Source organism: Zooshikella ganghwensis DSM 15267, from assembly GCF_000428585.1.
Classification (GTDB): domain Bacteria; phylum Pseudomonadota; class Gammaproteobacteria; order Pseudomonadales; family Zooshikellaceae; genus Zooshikella; species Zooshikella ganghwensis.
The window spans coordinates 1-21,826 of record NZ_AUAF01000083.1; the positions used below are offsets into that span (position 1 = coordinate 1).

At 40.3% G+C, this 21,826-nt stretch carries 13 protein-coding genes, 3 tRNA genes and 1 pseudogene; 6 read left to right on the top strand and 11 right to left on the bottom strand.

What is annotated here, in order from left to right; genetic code table 11:
* Together F607_RS34710 and F607_RS30140 are read left to right on the top strand one after the other, a co-directional pair.
* Window positions 1-224, top strand: a pseudogene (locus F607_RS34710) (IS982 family transposase); the annotation flags it as partial.
* Between the two features lie 751 nt (window positions 225-975).
* Window positions 976-4,002 carry an ExeM/NucH family extracellular endonuclease gene (locus F607_RS30140; protein ID WP_051311563.1) on the top strand — a complete coding sequence of 1,009 codons (3,027 nt, stop codon included), beginning with the start codon at window positions 976-978 and terminating at the stop codon, window positions 4,000-4,002.
* 122 nt (window positions 4,003-4,124) lie between these two features.
* Here F607_RS30140 and F607_RS0116445 read toward each other — a convergent pair whose 3' ends face one another.
* The 9 genes from F607_RS0116445 to F607_RS0116490 form a co-directional block, all read right to left on the bottom strand.
* Window positions 4,125-6,014, bottom strand: a complete 1,890-nt coding sequence (locus F607_RS0116445; protein WP_027708968.1) for a SurA N-terminal domain-containing protein — start codon at window positions 6,012-6,014, stop codon at window positions 4,125-4,127.
* A 213-nt stretch (window positions 6,015-6,227) separates the two neighbouring features.
* Window positions 6,228-6,500: a nucleoid-associated protein HU-beta gene (gene hupB, locus F607_RS0116450; protein WP_027708969.1), complete on the bottom strand. Its 273-nt coding sequence runs from the start codon at window positions 6,498-6,500 to the stop codon at window positions 6,228-6,230.
* Window positions 6,501-6,766: 266 nt separating this feature from the next.
* Window positions 6,767-9,208: an endopeptidase La gene (gene lon, locus F607_RS0116455; RefSeq protein WP_230400423.1), complete on the bottom strand. Its 2,442-nt coding sequence runs from the start codon at window positions 9,206-9,208 to the stop codon at window positions 6,767-6,769.
* A 774-nt stretch (window positions 9,209-9,982) separates the two neighbouring features.
* On the bottom strand, window positions 9,983-11,266 hold the full coding sequence (gene clpX / locus F607_RS0116465) for an ATP-dependent Clp protease ATP-binding subunit ClpX (RefSeq protein ID WP_027708971.1): 1,284 nt from the start codon (window positions 11,264-11,266) through the stop codon (window positions 9,983-9,985).
* A 114-nt stretch (window positions 11,267-11,380) separates the two neighbouring features.
* On the bottom strand, window positions 11,381-12,025 hold the full coding sequence (gene clpP / locus F607_RS0116470; RefSeq protein ID WP_051311564.1) for an ATP-dependent Clp endopeptidase proteolytic subunit ClpP: 645 nt from the start codon (window positions 12,023-12,025) through the stop codon (window positions 11,381-11,383).
* Between the two features lie 66 nt (window positions 12,026-12,091).
* On the bottom strand, window positions 12,092-13,444 hold the full coding sequence (gene tig / locus F607_RS0116475; RefSeq protein ID WP_027708973.1) for a trigger factor: 1,353 nt from the start codon (window positions 13,442-13,444) through the stop codon (window positions 12,092-12,094).
* 151 nt (window positions 13,445-13,595) lie between these two features.
* Window positions 13,596-13,680: transfer RNA gene (locus tag F607_RS0116480), tRNA-Leu, on the bottom strand.
* 45 nt (window positions 13,681-13,725) lie between these two features.
* Window positions 13,726-13,801: transfer RNA gene (locus F607_RS0116485), tRNA-His, on the bottom strand.
* A gap of 59 nt (window positions 13,802-13,860) precedes the next feature.
* Window positions 13,861-13,937: transfer RNA gene (locus F607_RS0116490), tRNA-Arg, on the bottom strand.
* 521 nt (window positions 13,938-14,458) lie between these two features.
* Between F607_RS0116490 and folD the strand changes: the two genes are divergently transcribed.
* Both folD and F607_RS30145 read left to right on the top strand, forming a co-directional pair.
* A complete protein-coding gene (gene folD, locus F607_RS0116495) occupies window positions 14,459-15,322 on the top strand; it encodes a bifunctional methylenetetrahydrofolate dehydrogenase/methenyltetrahydrofolate cyclohydrolase FolD (RefSeq protein WP_027708974.1) in 864 nt (287 codons plus the stop codon).
* Between the two features lie 599 nt (window positions 15,323-15,921).
* Window positions 15,922-16,680, top strand: coding sequence for a substrate-binding periplasmic protein (locus F607_RS30145; protein ID WP_038291633.1), 759 nt, complete (start codon window positions 15,922-15,924; stop codon window positions 16,678-16,680).
* A gap of 211 nt (window positions 16,681-16,891) precedes the next feature.
* On the opposite strand, the gene F607_RS0116505 is transcribed toward F607_RS30145, so the two are convergent.
* Window positions 16,892-17,557, bottom strand: coding sequence for a hypothetical protein (locus F607_RS0116505; RefSeq protein WP_051311565.1), 666 nt, complete (start codon window positions 17,555-17,557; stop codon window positions 16,892-16,894).
* Between the two features lie 530 nt (window positions 17,558-18,087).
* Here F607_RS0116505 and F607_RS0116515 point away from each other — a divergent pair.
* Complete coding sequence (locus F607_RS0116515; protein WP_051311566.1) at window positions 18,088-19,083, top strand: hypothetical protein; 996 nt, start codon at window positions 18,088-18,090, stop codon at window positions 19,081-19,083.
* 359 nt (window positions 19,084-19,442) lie between these two features.
* The gene (locus tag F607_RS0116520) at window positions 19,443-21,113 is read left to right on the top strand and encodes a HEAT repeat domain-containing protein (RefSeq protein ID WP_027708977.1); all 1,671 of its coding nucleotides are present in this window, start codon (window positions 19,443-19,445) and stop codon (window positions 21,111-21,113) included.
* Between the two features lie 516 nt (window positions 21,114-21,629).
* Here the strand turns inward: F607_RS0116520 and F607_RS0116525 are convergent.
* A partial coding sequence (locus F607_RS0116525) for a transposase (protein WP_027708978.1) occupies window positions 21,630-21,826 on the bottom strand: 197 nt, incomplete at its 5' end.

The following is a 21,826-nucleotide window of genomic DNA, read 5'->3' on the forward strand; positions in this document are numbered from 1 at the left end:
AACTCCCTGAGAAATGGAGGGGACAGTTAAACCGGCTCCGACGGCGGGTGGAGACAACGATTGGTCAGCTAGTAGAAAGGTTTAATATTCAGCGAACCAAAGGCAGAACACTATGGAGCTTGACTAATCGAATTACCCGCAAGCTATTATCACACAGTTTGTGTGTATTATTTAATAGGAACCAAGGCAATGCTCCTCTTCAGTTAGCTAAATTAATAGGCTAAAAAGTCGAGCATCGCGTAAATGTAATAAAAGCCATTTATAACTACTCACAGATTCATTTACCAAAACCAGAATAGGTTACCAAGCAATATATTATCAACGACTTATTCACTGTAAATTAGTGACAGTATATATGCGAATTAACTGCAATTGGTAATTAGTTGAAGTACATAAGATGTTATACATTTTTCATAAATACAACCTTTATTGGTGATAGGCTTTAGCCCAATGATGTACAGTAAAAGTAGTAAAATAACATTTAATTTACTCACTACCACCGAAAATGAAGGCGTTTTTTTTAATTATTCCTACTCAGCCATCTTCCTATACTACTTTTTTATATCCGCAGCCATTCATCGAGTGATTATTAAAAGACACACCTGGCGAAGAAAAAAGTACATAGCTTCAGTTAATTTCGTAAAAAACACTAAACTTGTACAAATATATAGACTCATTTCTCAGCAGTTTCAGCCATTAAGCTTTAATTATGGGCACGTCTAAAATGCACTTTTTCCTTGACGTCTGTGCCAGCACTGTACTTGGAACCTCATGTATTCCTTATATATTGCAGCGCTTCCTTCATTGTTTTATTGCTTTTACAAAAATTACTTTTTTAACGTCTCCCCTTATTACCATTTCTTAACACGAGGATAAAAAAATGTGAAACACATCAAACTATTAAGCAACCAAATATTCTAATTAAATTTTTAATAATCTAAATATAATCTTTAACAACATAAAAAGAGTAGTGTTATGTGCTATAAAACAGCTTTTTCACTAACCGCGCTCGCCTTAGCAACTCATACAGCTGCCGCAACACCTTCTTTATTTATTTCAGAGTACATTGAAGGAAAAGGTTTTAATAAAGCAATTGAATTATTTAATGGTGGAAAAGATACATTAGACCTGTCTCAATTCACGCTAAAGAAATACATTAATGGCAAAACCACTAGTAGCCATAATTTCCCTCTAAGCGGCCAACTTGCACCCGGAAAGACGTTTGTATTAGTACATCAACAAGCAGAAAAAGTACTTACAGATAAAGCAAATGTAGTAAATAAACATAATTTTTTAAATTTTAATGGCGATGATCCGATTGCACTTTATTACCAAGATACACGTATCGATCTTGTTGGTGAGTTTGGTGGACAATCATTTGGTAAAGATCAGCAGTTTATCCGCTTAACAAGCCAAGCCAGCAGTACTTATAGTACTTCAGACTGGCAAACTATCAGCGCACGTTCAGCCCAAGAAATGGCATCATCATTGGGCAACCACAATACAGACTCTCAACCCAAGCCGCAAATATCGTGTACTACAGGGACACCACTCTTAATCAGTGAAGTTCAAGGTTCAGGCAATAAAAGTCCACTGGTGCCTGAAGGCAAGTATGAGGGACCTGAAATTATTGTCGAAGGTATAGTGACACAAACTACACCAAACCGCTTTAAAGGTTTTTTTATTCAAGAAGAATCATGGGACCATGATGGCAACCCCATGACCTCAGAAGGGATTTTTGTTTTCGGTCAAGCTCCTGATTTAACCGTTGGTGAAAAGGTCAGAATTAAAGGTAAAGTAAAAGAATATTACAACCAGACCCAACTTGACTTAGTCGCTTACAGCAAGTGCGGTATACAACAGGAAGTCATTCAACCGCTGCAACTCTCAGCAGACACACCATTACAGGCTCTCGAGCCCTATGAAGGTATGCTGGTTAACTGGAGTGGTAATGCTGCGCTGAAGGTGACCAAAAACTTTAGTTTTAACTACACCTCTTTTCGTAATGAAATGGTGTTGAGTAAAGATCAACCACTTTTTAAACCAACCCAGCTCTATCCCGCACTTTCTGAAGAGGCACAAGCCCTAGCCAGCTCAAATAAACAGCAACGTATTACCATTGAAACAGATGTAAGTAAGCAAACCAATGGCGTTATCAGCTACTTCCCAGACTTTGGTCCATTTCAAAACTATATTAGGATTGGTGACACCTTACAAAGCATAACAGGTGTTATCCAATACAGTTATGGCCGTTATGGTGTTATTCCAACCGTTACATTAAACGGTAGTGACTTTGATCATCAAGCGTTCCCTCGTACTGATGCACCACAATTGACGCACGATGAAGGTAGCCTAAAAGTCGCCAGCTTTAATGTATTAAATTATTTTAACCGAACTGTGCCAGGAGCTGCTGATAATGCAGCGAATAATGCCAATCGAGGTGCAACCAAACTTAACGACTTTTATTTACAACGCACCAAAATTGTCACTGCTATCACCCGAATGGATGCAGATATTATTGGGTTAATGGAAATTGAAAATAATGGTTTTGGTGAAAATAGTGCTATATATGACTTGGTTAATGCACTTAATGCCCAACAAACAGACAAAGACAGTTATTACCAATTTGTATCAACACCCAATGACGGCTTTATTGGCAGTGATGCTATAACGGTTGGGCTTCTTTACCGTCCAAGTAAAGTATCGCTACAAGACCAGCCAACTATTCTCCCCATGCCTGAACAGCATTTCACACTCACTACCACCGAAAATAAACAAAAAACGATTACCAAACAACAGCGTCATAGCCTTATCCAATCATTCAAACACCTAACCAGCGGTGAAAAACTTACTATTGCAGTAAGTCACTTTAAATCGAAAGGTTCAATGTGTTTTGAGGATTACCAAGAGTATGCTGTTGATGGCAAAGTAGCACTGGATAGTAGAAATAAAGTGAAAGGTAAGCCAGCACCAGGCTATGTTGACGATTTACAAGGCAGCTGTAATGAGTTTAGGGTTTCTGCTGCGGTTCAGCTTGCCCAACACTTACAATCTAAACCTCAACAGTACAGCAACAATATACTACTGATTGGTGATTTCAACGCCTATGCTCAAGAAGACCCTATTCGGGTACTTACTGACTACACTGGCAAAGAGCAACGACTCATCCAAACAGCTGAGCATACTACCCTTGAGGGTAAACCCTGGCGTCCTTTTGCAACCGTGCCTACAGGTTTTGGTTTTGTTGACCTGACACGAGTACACCATGGACTCAAAACCTTCAGTTACTCATTTGATGGTGAACTGGGTAGTTTAGATCATGCCTTAGCCTCAACAGCACTGGCCGAAAAAGTAAAAGACATTACACACTGGCATATAAACTCTTTAGAAAATAGTTTATTTGAATACAGTAAGAAATATTCTGGTCAATTACCCAAAAGTGAAGATCACTTTAGTGCCTCTGACCACGATCCCTTTTTACTAAGTATTTCTTTTACAGAAAAAAAAACGACTAAAGAAGCCTTGAACCAACTTATCTCAACGGCATGGACTCAGCATAAAAAGATCGTTCATGCCCCACTGGGGACTTACCCTATTCATACCCAAATGAAGTTGGTACAAGCACTCTTTTTTGCGTTAGAAGTACAAAACAACCCTCTCGCATCAGACCAGCGTATACAGTATGCAATTAACCGTTTACAACATGCTTTATCCGCTTTAGAACAACCAATGATGGCAGTCAATAAAGCAGGGTTATCTGCAGTGGTCCAAGTTGCTGAGAGTCTGCTGCGTCAAACCAATGACAGTTACCATATATGGTACTACCCCAAAGCAGCAACACAACACATGAAGGCATTTATTGATTATGCAAAAACCATATTAGCCAGTGATCAGGTTAGCCAAAGACAAGTTAACAGAACAACATTTAAACTTCTACCTGGTTTTCAAGTCAACGGCGCCTTAACATTAATTTTTCGTACTTTATTTTTCGCTAAAACATAAAGCATATTATTCACCTACAAAAAAACCGCCTGTTGGCGGTTTTTTTGTAGGTGTTGAAATACTCAGTGAACAAATTTTAGCTTTTTATAAATAGCTGTAAGCATGAATTAAAGTATCACCTTCTATAGGTTTTTGCTTACTTCCGCCGTTTCACGCAAGTTTTGTTGCAACTGCTGACGTACTATTTGTTGTCGTTGCATTGCCATAAAACGCTTCATAAATGCTTGCTGCTGTTCTTCACCTTCAATTTTTTCAGGTGTTGTTACTTTCGTAAGTTCAATGATGGCTCGGTCACCATTCACTAATGATGCTACACCGTATTGAGGTTGATCATCCTGAGGATGTGGCATTTTAAATGCCTGCTGAACCGCTTCTCTTGGCGCTTCAGTCATCATTCGCTTAGCATCGTTAAATGTTTTCCAAACCTGTTCTTCCTGAGTGGCTGCATCAGTCTTTTGTTTTCCTTCACGTAACGTTGCAACTAAAGAAGTAGCTTGTTCTTCTAACTTCTTAACTGCTTTTTGATCTTTCAGTTTAGTTATTAGTTTTTCTTTAATTTCAGATAGTGGTTTCAACTTAGCAGGTTGATGTTCAAGTACATGCAAAACCATTACTTTATCTTTTGATAAGTCAATCACTGCACTGTTCATTTTATCGGTCAGCACTTCTGGCGAAAATGCCTGCTTAACGACCAATGAATTCGCAAAAATACCTTTACCATTGTCTTTTGAAAAGAAGTCTGATGTCTTAATTTCCAGTTTCAACTTTTCAGCTGGCTCTTGTAAACCAGCAGCCTGGTAACTTAAATCTTCAAGCTGTTGTCTTTTTTCTACAAACAATGGTTCTGCTTTTGCTTCTTTCAATGCTACTGTTAATTCTTCTTGTTTATCTTCAAAACTTGGTACATCAGGCTGTACCATATCCACAAGTTTGACGAGCTGCACGCCATAACTCATTTTTAAGGGTTTTGAAACCTCACCCGTTTTTAATTCAGCAAGGGTTTTATCAAACTCTTCACCAAATATTCCTTCCTCAACAAAGCCCAGGTCTCCCCCATTTTCAGCTGAAGCCTGGTCATCAGAATACTGCTTAGCAAGATCAGCAAAACTTTCACCTTTTTGTAATTTTTGCTCAATTTCAAGTGCTAGTGCGCTGGTTGCCTCTGCATCCCGATCATCTTTGACTTCTAATAAAATGTGAGCGGCTTTGGGACGAGGAGGCTCATTCTTTTTAAAAGCTTCAACAAATTGGTCATATCGCGCTTTAATATCCTCTTCATCAACATCTACTGCACTAAGTAACTCTGCTTTTTCAAGTAACAGATAATTTACTTTAACAGACTCTGCCGACATAAATTCTTTTTCGTGTTGCTGATAATAGGACGTTAATTCTTCTTCTGTAACTTCAACCGTATTTTTGATATCAGCAATTGGCAGTGTCAACATACGAAAACTGCGTGTTTGCTGTTCAAGCTGTTGCAAGCGTTTAAGCTCTGCAGATGTTAAAAATTCACTACCGGCGATTCCATACTGCAGCTGTGTTGTTAGCATCTCCTCAACCATGGCATCCTTATATTGCCGCGGAGTAAAGCCTGCTTGCCTAATCAACTGTTCGAAACGGGTAGGACTGTATTTTCCATCCTCTTTAAAAGCATCTTGAGAAATTATTTCTCGGTCTATCGCTTGCTCTGGGAAGAATAAACCATAATTTTTAGCTGTCTGGGTCAGCAGGGTGCGGTCAATTAGCTGATCAAGAACTGTCTTTTGAATTTTCTTTTCATCAATCTGTGCAGGATCAAATTTTTCACTTTGAGCCATTTGATTTATCTGAATATTAACAGCCCTGGCTAACTCCCTTTGAGAAATTTCCTCATCATTGACAGTAGCCACAGCGGTGTTGGTCGTCACCAATCGTAATGATTCCAATCCAAAAATTGCAAATACAAAAATGATAAGAAATACAATTACTTTAACGACCCAACTCTGCGCATTATCCCTCATCGTTTGCAGCATAATAACCTCAGCAGCATCGCCTATCTTGCAATTAAAACGTTAACAAAAAAAAAAGCGCATCATTGATGCGCCTTGATTGACTTATAGCGGTACGCACGGTAACAAACCTACTTGTTATGTAACCAAGCAAGTCAGCATGCCGCATGAACGAGCACTATTTCAAGTATTGACTTGCCAAGGTCAGCTTAACATGCTGACCTTCGGGAAGGCGCCTTAGTTTACAGCATCCTTCAGTGCTTTACCCGCTTTGAAGCTTGGCACTTTAGCAGCTGCAATCTGAATAGGCTCACCAGTTTGAGGATTACGCCCAGTACGTGCAGCACGCTCTTTTACAGAAAAAGTACCAAAACCAACCAAAACGACCTGATCACCATCTTTCAACGCTTTGGTTACAGAACCGATCATGGCATCAAGAGCACGTCCGGCAGCCGCTTTAGAAATATCTGCAGAAGCTGCGATGGCATCTATTAACTCTGATTTATTCACTCTATTCCCCTTCTATTGAGATCTTCAGTAAATGCTCAAGGTAAGCAGATAATAAGATATGCGTATATTAATTACGCACACAATTTAAAAACAGTCAAATTAAAAAACACGCTGCTTGCAAAATACCCCCCATAACGCAATGTCATTTCTTTTTAACACTCGCCTGGTGTGGTATGAAACAGCCGGTATCCGCCTGACCTTGTGATACCAAAGCGAGTTGGGATTTATACCAACTCGTTTTGCTCACTGTCAAGAAAGCATCAAGCCTAGTGCGTATTTATTCGCTCGCCTGCATCACTTTCTTTAACATCTTCTCCGGCAACAATTTCATTTTGCACGGTTTCATCTGGCAAAGGATCAGGCATGTACTGCAGTGCAACTTCTAAAACTTGATCTATCCATTTAACTGGCCTGATATCAAGGTCTTGTTTAATATTATCAGGAATTTCTTTCAAGTCGCGCTCATTTTCATCAGGGATGATAACCGTTTTAATGCCCCCTCGATGAGCTGCTAACAATTTCTCTTTTAACCCACCAATAGGCAACACTTGTCCTCGAAGCGTTATTTCCCCTGTCATCGCTACATCTGCACGAACAGGAACTCCTGTTAATACCGAGACGAGTGCCGTACACATTGCAATACCAGCACTTGGACCATCTTTAGGTGTCGCACCCTCAGGAACATGGATATGAATATCATTCTTTTCATGGAAGTTTTTCGGGACGCCCAGCACTTTCGCACGGCTTCTCACGACTGTCAATGCAGCTTGAATAGATTCCTGCATCACATCACCCAGTGAGCCAGTCTTCACATGATGTCCTTTTCCTGGTACAGCAACAGCTTCAATTGTGAGCAGTTCACCACCCACTTGAGTCCAAGCAAGCCCTGTAACCTGACCAACCTGATCTTGTTCTTCGGCAATACCATACTTATACTGGCGTACACCCGAATAGTGTTCCAAATCTTCAGGCGCAACCACAACCTTAGTGAATGCTTGTTGTTTACTTTTTTGTAATGCGTGCGCCTTGACAACTTTACGACATACTTTTGCAATTTGTCTTTCAAGCCCACGCACACCAGATTCGCGGGTATAATATCGAATTAAATCACGAATTGTCTGTTCTTTTAACTCAATTTCGTCTGCTTTTAACCCATTTAATTTAATTTGCTTAGGTATTAAGTAGCGCGTAGATATATTGACTTTTTCGTCTTCGGTATAACCAGGAATTCGAATGACTTCCATTCTATCCAATAAAGGTCCTGGAATATTCATCGAATTTGAAGTACATACAAACATAACATCCGATAAGTCATAATCAACCTCAAGATAATGATCATTAAAGGTGTTATTTTGTTCCGGATCAAGTACTTCAAGTAGTGCAGAAGATGGATCACCTCTCATATCTGCACCCATTTTATCAATTTCATCTAATAAAAAGAGTGGATTTTTTACCCCCACTTTACACATTTTTTGCAGCAACTTACCTGGCATCGAACCGATATATGTTCTTCGGTGCCCGCGTATTTCAGCTTCATCCCTCACACCACCCAGCGCCATTCGTACAAATTTACGATTGGTTGCCCGAGCTAAAGACTCACCTAATGATGTTTTACCGACACCAGGAGGACCTACCAGACACAGTACAGGGCCTTTTAATTTACGGACCCGCTGCTGAACAGCTAAATACTCTAAAATGCGCTCTTTAACTTCCTCCAGCCCATAGTGATCATGCTCTAGAATTTCTTCCGCCTTAACCAGGTCATGTCGTATTTTGCTACGCTTTTTCCATGGCAGATTAATCATCCAGTCTATGTAACTGCGAACCACTGTAGCTTCTGCTGACATAGGCGACATAAGCTTTAACTTATTAAGCTCAGACTGAACTTTATCTTGAGCATCTTTAGGCATACCCGCATCTTCAATGCGTTGCTGAAGCTCCTCAATTTCATTCGGAGCCTCATCCATGTCCCCCAGCTCTTTTTGAATGGCTTTCATCTGCTCATTCAAATAGTACTCACGCTGAGACTTTTCCATCTGCTTTTTGACACGGCCACGAATTCGCTTCTCAACCTGCATCAAGTCTATTTCAGACTCAATTAAAGTCATTAATTGCTCAATTCGCTCACGCACATCAGCAACTTCAAGAATTTGCTGCTTATCTGCAATCTTTAGACTCATATGAGCTGCCACAGTGTCACTCAGTCGCCCTGGCTCATCTATTGTAGACAAGGACGTCAGCACTTCACTGGGTACTTTGCGGCTTAATTGAACATACTGTTCAAACTGGGATAACAAAGAGCGTGTGAGCACATCCCCTTCCCGCTCATCCATAGCCAGAACGGGTAATGCTGTTGCTGTTACCTTAAAGTAGCCTTCATCATCATTAAAGGCCTCAATATGTGCACGATATCCGCCTTCAACCAATAGCTTGACGGTGCCGTCAGGCAACTTTAGCAGTTGTAATATTGTGGCAACAGTACCTATGGGAAAAATATCATCACGCGTTGGCTCATCATCAGATGCATTCTTTTGAGCAACAAGCATTATCTGCTTGTCCGCAGCCATAGCGGCTTCTAACGCCTTTATCGACTTTTCTCTGCCCACAAATAAGGGGATAACCATATGTGGGTAAACGACCACATCACGTAAGGGTAACAGAGGTAATGCAATACCCTCCATGTGGTTGGAGATAGTAGGATTATCCATTTATGGCCCCCTCAAAACTTCTGTGTGGTGTCAGGTCGTACATTAAACACCCTAACTTTGACTCAAAACTTGATTATCGTTTTAAGATGGGGCTAATTGCCGCAAATTACAAGCTAAATCTTGCTGATTATTTTTTTATGAAAAGTAGTCAATGCAATTTATAATTAACAAACCCATCAAATAGCAAAATAAAAACTATTCAACGTCAATCACTTAGCAGTATATACACATCAACTAACTATTCACTTGGGATAGACTTATCTTTCTTTCAAAACATAATATCTATACTCATAACGAATATTTTTTTGAGATCACCAACAACAATTCTCAAGTTACCTAGGGCTATAAAATTGAGTCGTGAAGGGTATGCATTGAGCGGAATACGTTCATCCTAGAGAAAAGGTTGAAAGACAAAAAATATGTAGCTAACGACTTTAAAATTCCTTTTATTAAACACACTGAAGAAGTGCGGTTTTTTCTATTTACTCTCACCCCCCCCTTATTAGTCGCAACTCACCTCAGTATCAGCAGAAAGCGATGCCTTCTGAGCAAATACTACTCATATCAACTACCAATTAAGCGTAATATCCCTTATGAAAATTTGGAGCAGAGAAACATTTACTACATCAATATTGGTATTACTCGACATAAAAAAAGGAGCATATAGCTCCTTTTAAAATTTATTTACGGTATTTACGATACATTACATATCAGTAACCGCTTTATCATAAATAACCAACACAATGTGTTGTTTTTTCAAGCAAAGCAAAACCTTTAATCTTCAGGTAGTGCCTTTTGTTCATTATTATTTTCATAAATTAGCAAAGGCTCTGAATCACCTTTGATCACTGAATCATCTATAACAACCTTCGACACATTTGCAATGGATGGAATTTCATACATGCTATCAAGCAATACATTTTCCAAAATTGAGCGTAAACCGCGAGCACCTGTTTTACGTTCCATTGCTTTTTTCGCAATTGCACGCAAAGCATCTTCACGAAAGTCAATCTCAACATCTTCCATTTCAAACAGTTTACTATACTGTTTGGTCAAAGCATTTTTAGGATCCGTTAAAATACTGACTAATGCTTCTTCGTCTAGCTCATCCAACGTAGCTATTACTGGTAGACGACCCACAAATTCAGGTATCAGACCATAGCGCACTAAATCTTCAGGCTCGACATCTTTAAGGGTTTCGCCAACCTTCTTAGATAAGTCTTTACTCTTCACCTCAGCAGAGAAACCAATACCACCTTTCTCTGAGCGGTCACGAATGACTTTTTCCAAGCCTGCAAACGCTCCACCACAAATGAAAAGAATATTTCCAGTATCAACCTGTAAAAATTCCTGTTGTGGGTGCTTTCTACCACCTTGAGGAGGAACAGAAGCAACAGTGCCTTCAATAAGCTTCAACAGTGCTTGTTGTACACCCTCACCGGAAACATCTCGGGTGATCGAAGGGTTATCAGACTTACGAGAAATTTTGTCTATTTCATCAATGTAGACAATGCCCATCTGTGCCTTTTCTACATCATAGTCACATTTCTGCAACAGCTTTTGGATGATGTTCTCAACATCTTCACCTACATAGCCAGCCTCAGTGAGTGTTGTCGCATCAGCAATGGTAAAAGGTACATTCAATAGTCTTGCTAACGTTTCTGCCAACAGTGTTTTACCACTCCCTGTTGGACCTATTAACAGGATATTACTTTTACCTAGTTCAACATCATCTTTCTTATTACCTTTCTGCAGCCGTTTATAGTGATTATAAACCGCAACAGACAAAACCTTTTTGGCACGATACTGACCAATGACATACTCATCGAGAATGGCGTTGATCTCTTTTGGGGTAGGCAATTTGTCTGAGGTACTGTCAGGGCTATTTTCTTGCACCTCTTCACGGATGATGTCGTTACACAAATCGACACATTCATCACAAATGAAGACAGAGGGGCCTGCAATTAGTTTACGCACCTCATGCTGACTTTTCCCACAGAAAGAGCAATAAAGCAACTTTCCGCCATCTTCGCCTTTGCCGTTTTTTTCGTCAGTCATTCGATTTACCCTACTGAGACAACGAGTCTACTTTGCTAAATGTAGCCTGCTACATTGTTTTTCAAGTAGATGGCAAGAAGAGGAGTGAATACACTCCCCTTACTTTAGCTTAGATTATTCTGCTGCAGCCCGCTTAGTGATCATTTGATCAACCAAACCATAACTAACAGCTTCTTCAGCACTCATAAAATTGTCACGATCTGTATCTTTCGCAACGACTTCAAGGGGCTGTCCAGTATGATGGGATAAGACTTTATTCAAGCGATCACGAATTTGCAAAATTTCGCGTGCATGAATTTCTATATCTGAAGCTTGCCCTTGGAATCCACCAAGAGGTTGGTGAATCATTACTCTTGAATGTGGCAGACAATAACGCTTACCTGGTGCACCAGCAGTGAGTAAGAGAGCTCCCATACTCGCAGCCTGTCCTATACACATCGTACTGACATCAGGTTTAATAAACTGCATGGTATCATATATCGACATTCCTGCCGTAACGGAACCACCAGGTGAGTTTATATAAAGATGTATATCTTTATCTGGGTTTTCTGACTCTAAAAACAATAACTGCGCAACAACCAGATTCGCCATGTGATCTTCGACCTGACCCACGAGGAAAATGACACGCTCTTTGAGCAGTCTAGAGTAAATATCAAATTGACGTTCACCACGTGCTGTTTGTTCAACAACGTAGGGAACCAAAGTGTTCTTGGTTATCACTTTTTGGGAATGACCATCATAAATGAAAGAGTTGGACATATCCTTGCTATCCCCCTTGTGGACACAGTGACCAAACAGCCGGCATTAACCGGCTGTTTATAGAGATCAACTGGCTACGTCGGTCTCAGCTTGTTGTTCTTTCTCGGCTTCACTTTCCTGAGCAGGCTTAATGGCTTCTTCGTAACTGCATTCTTTCACCGTTACCTGTGCTGTATCCAGGACAGTATCAACCACCTGATCTTCAAGTACAATTGAACGTACTTCAGACATTTGGCGCTCATTGCTATAGTACCAGCTGACAACTTGCTCTGGCTGCTCATAAGCTGAAGCAATATCTTCAACCAGGGCTTTTACACGCTCATCATCAACTGTTATGTCATGCTGCTTAACAACTTCAGCTACAACCAAGCCTAGTTTTACCCGCTTAAGGGCGCGATCCTGAAATAGCTCTGCTGGCAGTTTAGCAGGATCTACCTGGTTTTCGCCACCAAATATCTGCTGTGCAGCTTGTTGTCGCATCCGATTAATTTCATCATCCAGCAACGCTTTTGGTACGTCAACTTCATTCTCAGCTAGCAGGCCATCCATCACTTGGTTTTTAACCTTGTTTTTGATCGCATGCTGTAGCTCGCGTTCCATGTTTTTGCGAACTTCTGCTTTAAATGCATCAAGTCCACCATCAGCAACACCAAACTTAGCAAAAAATTCATCATTCAATTCAGGTAAGACAGCTTCTGCCACTTCCTTAACTTGAATTGTGAACTCAGCAGGCTGACCTGCCAAAGACTCTGCTTGATAGTCCTCGGGAAAGGTAACATTAATAACCTTTTCTTCACCCGCCTTACTACCAACCAAACTTGACTCAAAACCTTCAATCATTTGACCTGAGCCTAGCTCAAGCTTGAAATCTTCTCCTTTTCCACCTTCAAACTCTTCACCATCTTTACGACCCACAAAGTCAATGATCAACTGATCACCATCTTTTGCTTCACGCTCTACAGTTTGCCACTCACGATTTTGATTACGGAGTGTTTCCAGCATTTGCTCTACATCAGCATCAGTGACGTCAGCACTGGGCTTTTCTATAGTAATACCTTCATAACCTTTCAGCGCGAGTTCTGGGTAAACCTCAAAAGTCGCGATAAACTCAAAGTCTTCACCCGGCTCCATTTTGACAGGTTCAACTGTGGGCATACCTGCAGGACGTAATGATTCTTTTTGAATAGCTTCTATAAAAGAAGACTGCATTACATCTCCTACAACTTCCTGGCGTGTAGACTTGCCGAAACGACGCTTAACCACACTAAGTGGTACCTTACCAGGACGGAAGCCATCAAGACGTACTTTTTTTGCGGTGTCTTTCAAACGCTCAGTGACTTTTGCTTCCACCTGCTCCGCAGGTACCGTAATGGTCAGACGACGCTCTAAACCAGAAGTCGCTTCGAGTGAGACTTGCATCGTTGTTCCTCGTTAAAACAAATTCTTCGAAGGGCCTAATCAAAGCAAAATGTTATCAGACTATCAACGTGATAGCCTCACGAACCCCTAACTTTTTCTGCCGACAATACAAAAATGGGGATAAGTCACCTTATCCCCATTTTTTTGATCTTGGTGCGGAAGGAGAGACTCGAACTCTCACACCTTTCGGCACTGGAACCTAAATCCAGCGTGTCTACCAATTTCACCACTTCCGCTTTAACTTAAACTAATAGCTCACCGTTCGATCAACTATCAAAAACTGGGGTGGACGATGGGACTTGAACCCACGACCACAGGAGTCACAATCCTGTGCTCTACCAACTGAGCTACGCCCACCATAAAATCGTAACTTCAATTACAGCTCAACCAGTCTCTTTAAAACCAAAGCAAGAGGCTGGCGCGCCCGGCAGGACTCGAACCTGCGACCATCCGCTTAGAAGGCGGATGCTCTATCCAGCTGAGCTACGGGCGCTCATCTTACAGCACCTTTCAAAAAATTCAAGCGCTTATTTCTACAACCGATACTAACAACCAACCTCTTTTAAACCCTATCAACTGATGTCGATAGAAACAAAGAACCTCACACTGTTAGTCAAAACTGATATTTGCAAAGCATTTTTTAAACACTTAATCAGTCCGGTTGCTAGAGTTCAGATCGCTTGAAGCTGTGCTGCTCAGCAAGTGGTGCGCATAATACTTGCTGACCCAACTGCCGTCAACGCTTTAAAGCACTTTTTTATCAACCAGTCAGCCTATTGCTTATATATTAACCAACACAGGTGCCGTACACTATTATAGTGTTTAACTACTGATAACCTCTTTTAGTTACTTGCAGCTTGTATATGCACACTGGTTATCAATAATACCTTTACCCATCAATAGCGCTCTTTTAAGTAACTATGCCAATTGCTAATACCCCAGCACGCATGCGACAATGCACGCCCCAATGAGCACCAACTGACTCCTAATTTACAAGGCACTTTAATAAGCATCATGAGCGGAAATATCATCGATGGCAGAGCAATAGCCACCCAATTGATTGAGCGCATCGGTCAGCAGGTAGCAAACCTTTCTGCAACCGGTCAACGTCCTCCAGGCTTGGCAGTTATCCTTGTTGGGGAAGACCCAGCCTCACAAGTTTATGTAAATAACAAGCGAAAGGCCTGTGAGCGAGCAGGTATAGTCTCAAAAGCATTCGACCTCCCTCCTGACACAACACAGCATTCGTTACTAACACTCATAGACGAGCTTAATAATGATGCCTGCATTGATGGTATTCTCGTCCAGCTCCCTTTACCAGCCCACATTAATCAAGAGTTAGTGATTGAGCGTATCGCCCCCTCTAAAGATGTTGATGGTTTTCATCCATATAATATGGGACGCCTAGCACTTCGTATGCCAGTACTAAGACCCTGTACACCCAAAGGCATCATGACTTTGTTAGAGTCAATTAATGCCAATGTCCGAGGGAGTAAAGCAACTATTGTTGGCGCTTCAAACATAGTAGGTAGGCCTATGTCTCTAGAACTGCTTCTTGCTGGCGCAACGGTCACGACCTGTCACCGCTTTACCAAAGATCTTGCCGCTGAAGTTGCCGCCGCGGATATAGTAGTCGTTGGGGCAGGTAAGCCAGGACTTGTCAAAGGCAACTGGATTAAGCCAGGCGCTATTGTTATTGATGTCGGTATTAATCGTTTACCCAATGGTAAACTGGTAGGTGATGTAGAATTTGAAGAAGCTCAGCGACGTGCCAGCTGGATTACACCTGTCCCTGGTGGGGTAGGACAAATGACTGTCGCTACATTAATTGAAAATACATTTTACGCTGCCACTGAACTTCACAGTGTACAGCGCTAAATAATTTACTTTGGAATCCCTTCTTAACCTAAGATGAAGGGATTCTGTTCTAACCCAAGCCCACCTTCTATTAAACAAACCTCCCCTATTTAAAAACTTAACCTTATCAAAAGCAATCAAATGTCTAAATATCATTACCTTATGGTTTAAGGCCCAGCTTGTCTTTGCTAACGAACTGTTTATAATCAGCCAAAAATAATGACTCAATAAAAAATACGTTGCGAGTAATTTAGCAAATATTTTTATATTAAAGATCCCTGAATAATAATACTTATTTGGTTCTGTATTATAAGTATTCGTTAACTATTTATTCGCACGTTATACACCTTTAGTGATGTACTTTTTAGGAACAGTGCTAACGCTTATAGTTAATGCGTTTACAATCAATCCTCAGAGAAACAACAAGCTAAAATAAGCCAGATAGGATGATCGTGGCATAGTCCTAAAAAATACCCGCTAATGGTATCAATGTCCTTAACTCATCAGACAGTCACATGTAAGCAACTTCTGCCTACATTTCGACCACAACCGTGAGTATTGACTAAACTTTATACAACACTTTTTTTAATAACAATATCTCAACCATAGGCAAGGTGTTTATGCGCTACTGGTTATTCTTGTGTACCTTTTTAACTGCATTGAGTACTCACAGCTCAGCTGAAGATGTAAAGTTTCGCTTAATTACTGAAAACTTCCCACCTTACAACTACAGTATCCATAAAAATGCATACGAACATAAGGAGGAAAACATTGGCGGTCTGGCTGTTGAAGTTGTTCAAGCATTATTTCAACGAGCTGATCTCTCCTACTCGATGAAGCTTCGTCAGTGGAATTATGCATATGCTTATGCTCAACGCCGCCCTTTCCGTGGCGTCTTTGGGACAACACTAACAGAAGCACGCAAACCACTATTCAAATGGGTTGGACCTCTCATTAGTAATGACTGGATGCTGTTTGCTAAAGCCGACTTCAGTGGCAATATCGCCTCAGAAGAAGACCTTAAACCCTACAAGATTGGCGCTTATAAAGGTGATGTGCGCGCCGAATACCTAAAGTCAAAAGGGTTTAATGTTTCTGAAGTCGACAATGATCGCGTAAACCCAAAACGTTTAGCAACAGGTTTAATCGACTTATGGATTTCAGGAGGCTACTCGGGCAGCTACTACGCCAAAGAAGCGGGTGTCACGAATATTAAACCCGTTTATACAGTAAGAAAGTCCGACCTGTACTTAGCCATGCATAAAGAAACACCACAAAAGTATATCGACCAGCTTAATCAAGTACTTAATGGTATGCGCAGTGAAGGCTTTATTACCAATTTGACCCAAAAATATGAGAAATCACTAGGCATGCCTTAGCTAAGCGCAGCCTATTCATTTCCATCAATTTTAAGCTTCACTCACTTGCTTGTCTCTGGTCATTTTTGGAAGCCAACAACACCAGAACAGCAAGTGAGTGCCAAGCAATTGACAAAACCCCAAGATCAGCTCAATGCTAACTATCTTAACAAGCAGCGCAATCCTTCAACAACACAGCCATGCTGATAAAGCATGATCAAAAACCTTTTAATTATATGTTCCAATCAGCAGGGTTAGCTGTATTAAAACGAGAGATTTTTCTACTTTTATCACCTTTTAGTTGGTAGTACGTATCTTGATATATTTTCCATCGACACAGGTCGATAGGCGTAACTTCAGAGGCATTAACACTGTCAACCAAGGTGCTAACTTCCAGAGCTGCAGCCACTAATTCAGAACAAAAAAACTTACTAAAATCTTCCCGATTGTAGCCTATACCATGCCCCCCAAATGGCAGTTCATCTAACGCATCTAACGCCGATTTAATTGCTTGCGACATATCATAAGGCTTTCTCTCTTTGGCTTGATTAAACAGAAAATTATAAAATGCTTTTTGCTTAAAACGTGTTTTTCTTAACTCTTCGTTAAGCGGTAACCACCAAAGCTCACCATCATAGGTATTTAAGCGATCACTAAATCGCGAAATGTTGACGCCATTAAAGCCATGGAGCGATGTTGACTCAATGATTTGATTAAAAAATCTATTAGTATCATCACTCGTAATTTTTGTTTGTAAAATGACGCCTACATGCGAAACATCTGAAAAAGTTGCAAACTTTATAATTTCTGAAAAGTGCCCTTTTCCACCGAAGGCAATGACATCACCTGGCTGCATCAAAGGTCGTGCATCTTCATAGAATATCTGCTTCACAGGCATAACTACTCCCCCGTTTTTTAACGAGTTTTTACACAATTATTTGTGGGTTAACTTGTTTACTCTACTGAGTGTAGTCAAAACATAAAACCAGTGTCAGATCCCTTCAACACCCGTTTTAATGCATATTTATTCTTGCTTTAGCGAGTCCAGATCTTCTTTTCTTATTACTAAGCACTGTTGCAAGCTACTAAGCATAGCTGCAACACAAGCAATGTCGTATTTTGCCTAGTTTTTCTCATGTAAAGCAGCACTTATAGTTAGAGCATCAAATACGTTACTAAAAATGAGATTTATCTCAATTTGTCTACCTATTGTTTTCGACATAAATAAAGTGAGTGTGATATACAAACAGCTAAAACTTAGTTCAAAAAACTTTTGGGGATTTAAATACATCCATTAAATACCTTAGCTTGGTATTTACTTATAAATCAGAAATTTTCAACACGTTTAAATTTATAAAAAACTAACCAACACCTGCTCATAACAGTCTTTTTCATGAAGTTTGCGCATAAAATACATAAGAGATAACAATGAAACTCATTAATATAAAAAAATATTTTATTATCAGCTCCACTCTATTACTCACTACCTTTTCTGCACATGCGACAGCGAATCTGAGTCCCAAAAATGTGTTAAATAAAGCGCATAAGGCACAAACTAATAAAGCCATCAAGAATTTTAAGCAAAACCGAACGGCTAAAGGCTATATTTATGCATCAGAAAACAAGCTAATCGGGAATACCCAGGAAACCTTCAAGGTTACCGTAGGCCCTCATAATACCCAAATGAGTTCTGTGACAGGTAACATCCACTTTGCATTTGATCCAACCCAAGCAGCATGTACTCGTGGTCTCCACCTTACGTATTCGATTGGGGCATCAACGCCGATTTCAATTAGTCCTAGCTGTGATAACTTACTACACAAAGAATTAAACTACGATTGGAGTCATACCATTGCTTCACCTGAAGTTACGCTACCAGAGGTTCCCTTAGATGGCTTAGGCATCTTTAGAGTTGGCGCTAAAGTAGGTGGTGCTTTTAATGTGGGCGCTAACTTTCGTGCAGGCCTAAAAATTGGTGGTTTCGAAAAAAACAACGACCCTATTTATCAACAGGGCGTGAGACAGCCCGATGTTATCTATGCTACAGCCAGTCCCTGGATTTCAGGTAGTGTTACTGGTAAAGCCTATGCCGCCGTTGATTTTCTGGGGATGAAGCGTATAGAGAAAGGGGTTAAAGGGCGTCTTAACCTCATTAATATGTCTACGGAAGGACACATTGAAGGAGGCATTACTTATAAGCCTGGTGCAGCCTCTTTACTCAACACAAACGAAAACCCTTATCAGTATTACACTAAACTGAAATGGACAGGCAGTGCTAAAGGCGGAGATGGTGATATTTCACTTTATTGTGACGTAAAGCTCTTCAATGTGTGGAATATATTTAGTCGTTCTACCAAAGTGATCAGCTGGAAACCTATCTACGAAACTCAAAAAACCTTCTACGAAAAATCACACTATTTTTAGAGGCAAGCTCGCTACGAAGGATATATTTATTGAAAACGAGTAAAACGCAAGAAACTATACCCAAAACGAAGGATTTTTAGGGGCGGCGGTCAAGCGATGAAGCCCCTGGAGCTTATATTAATAATTGACTGGGGTGAAGAGCACTGACAACAAACCCTAAAAATGATTCGTGAAGGGTATATACTCCTCATTTATAGATATCCAGAGCACCTCTATTTAAAGGGCACCTCTAAAAAGATACATTTTTAAAGGTGCCATAAAAACACATTAAATGTGCTATACCCATAGCAATGGGTATATGAGTTTTTGCTATCGCCTTTACAAAAGCGAGTTAATAATCTCATTAGGTGGTCCAATCCATGAGTAAAATACACCGAACCCTCTTTTTCTCTATAGTCACGTTACTTGGTGGCATGTTGGCTGGACTACTCTATTTTGCAGCGATGAATACCGTAACGCCTAATAGTTTACCGAAAACTGACCCATCATCTTTAGTAAATGAATCAAATAATAAGATTGAAAATACAGCAAACGATAAGCAGCAAAAACTCGCCTATCAAGTCACCATAAACAGTAATATGACAAACGCCAGTAATGAAGCAACCAGTACTGTCATTCGTTTCAACTTGGCCTTAAAACAATCTAACCCTGATTCAAAGAATTCAACATCGCTGTTGGGTCGTATTGACCAAATAACCACAAGCAGTCCAGCTGTCGCTATGAGTGCTCTACCTGAATCTCTTTCGTTTACGGCAAAATACCAAGATGGCTATTTCCACGATATCGACTTACTGCAGTTACCAGAAGGCCATCCTCTCTTCATTATTAAAACAGTATTACAGCACCTATCCTATAACCAACATAAACCTCTTCAGCTCCAGTTAGCGGATGGCACATATACTTTCCAATATATACGACAAAAACTGCAAGTAAAACGTGAAGCAGTGCGCATAAATCATATAACAACACAAACAGATACATATCGTATTATTTCAGAATCAGATCAATGGAAATTGCTTTTACAAACATCTTTACATCCCCAGTCCCTCAAATACGATACATTTCGTCAAATTAAGTACAACGACCAGGTTATAAATATTGATCAATCGATTACAGTCGACCTTATTCCTTTTCCACTTGTTTTTGATGACTCCCCTACCCTCTTTGCACACAATGCAAACAAGGACTATACCCTTGTAACTTCCACATCACATAAACAGCCCACAATTGAAAGTAATGCTGAACTTATGAGTGCGCTAACAGCATTCACCAATGCTCCTGACTTATATGCTATATCAGCCATAGGACAATATGCTGCTCAACATGCTGGACTTTCATTTGTGGAAGACATTTTACTGAATACCTCACAAGATGATGCTATAAAATCAGCAATAATATTTGCCCTTGAACAGTCAGGTGTCCCTGAAGCTAACAATATATTGTCAGCAATCATTCTGAATGAAGCCATCGATGAAAAAAACAGACTTCGAGCAATCACTTCTATAGCAAAACTTGGCGATGTTACTTCTGACTTAGCACTCGACACGCTACAACAAATGTCTCATATTGATAATAAAACCATCGCTGATACGGCAATCCTTAATGTAGGAATATTAGGTGATCATGCTGAGCATTTAGCTGATAACGTCACTGACTTTCTTAATAAGAAACTACACCAAGATAACAGCAATAATCGCTATATTACATTACTTGCTATAAATAACCTCAACACTTCAACCCTAAATCAACAGATAATGCCCTTTTTGACCAGTGGTCATTATGAAGAACGCATGGTTGCTGCACGCATTCTTGCAAAGAATGAGCAGTACCAAACAAAATTATTTGATCATTTATTAGTTGAAAACAATCCCAGTGTTGCCGGTGAAATCATTGATGCTTACTTATCCCAAAAAAAGGCACCCTCTTTATCAAAAGAATATCAATCAAAACTCATCCGCCGTATGAATACAACGACCATCACTCCACTACGGGATAAGTACGAAGTGTTATTAAATGCAACAAATGAATAGTAGGTTTAATGAAGGGTAGCTTTTTATACCCTTCCTGCCTCTATGTTTACTTTTCATTCATACAGTTCTACATAAAAAACCTATATAGGTTCTCACTTTCTCGCTTTACCTACATACTAATGGCAAATATCCTACACAGGCATACAACAATCGTCACTTTGCTTAGAAACCAAGTTAGGCCAAACTATATATCAACAGGCTGGCACCAACGGATGGTTCAAGGAAGCTCTTTCGTAAGGATGCGTCAGGGAGAAGCCAGCCAGGTTTTAAGTTAGAACCCAATGGAATGGGTTAGGGAACAACTTAAAGGACTAAGTATCACTAGGATGGTGACAAAAAAACCTGCAGGATGCAGGTTTTTTTGTGTCTATAGATTAGTATGCTACAGAAGCCTTCCTATACTTCCTTCACTTGACTTTGAGTCATAACGCTCCCGCAGAGCGGGAGGCTTGACAGCTATGAGCAGCCCCAAGGGCTGCCAATGTTAAAGTTCAGTGTTTAAAATTAGCTTCCGTGTTAAAAATCACCCTCTTCATCCGTGCCTTTTCCATCCAGCTGCTCTTGGTTTCGAATATACTTTCTAATCTGCTCTTCTTCGAATCCAACCGTTGAAATCGCATAGCCTCTTGCCCATAACGACTCCCCATTGAAGTTTCTTTTCCTTCCACTAAATTGCCTTGCAACTGCTATGGCACTTTTACCTTTTAAATACC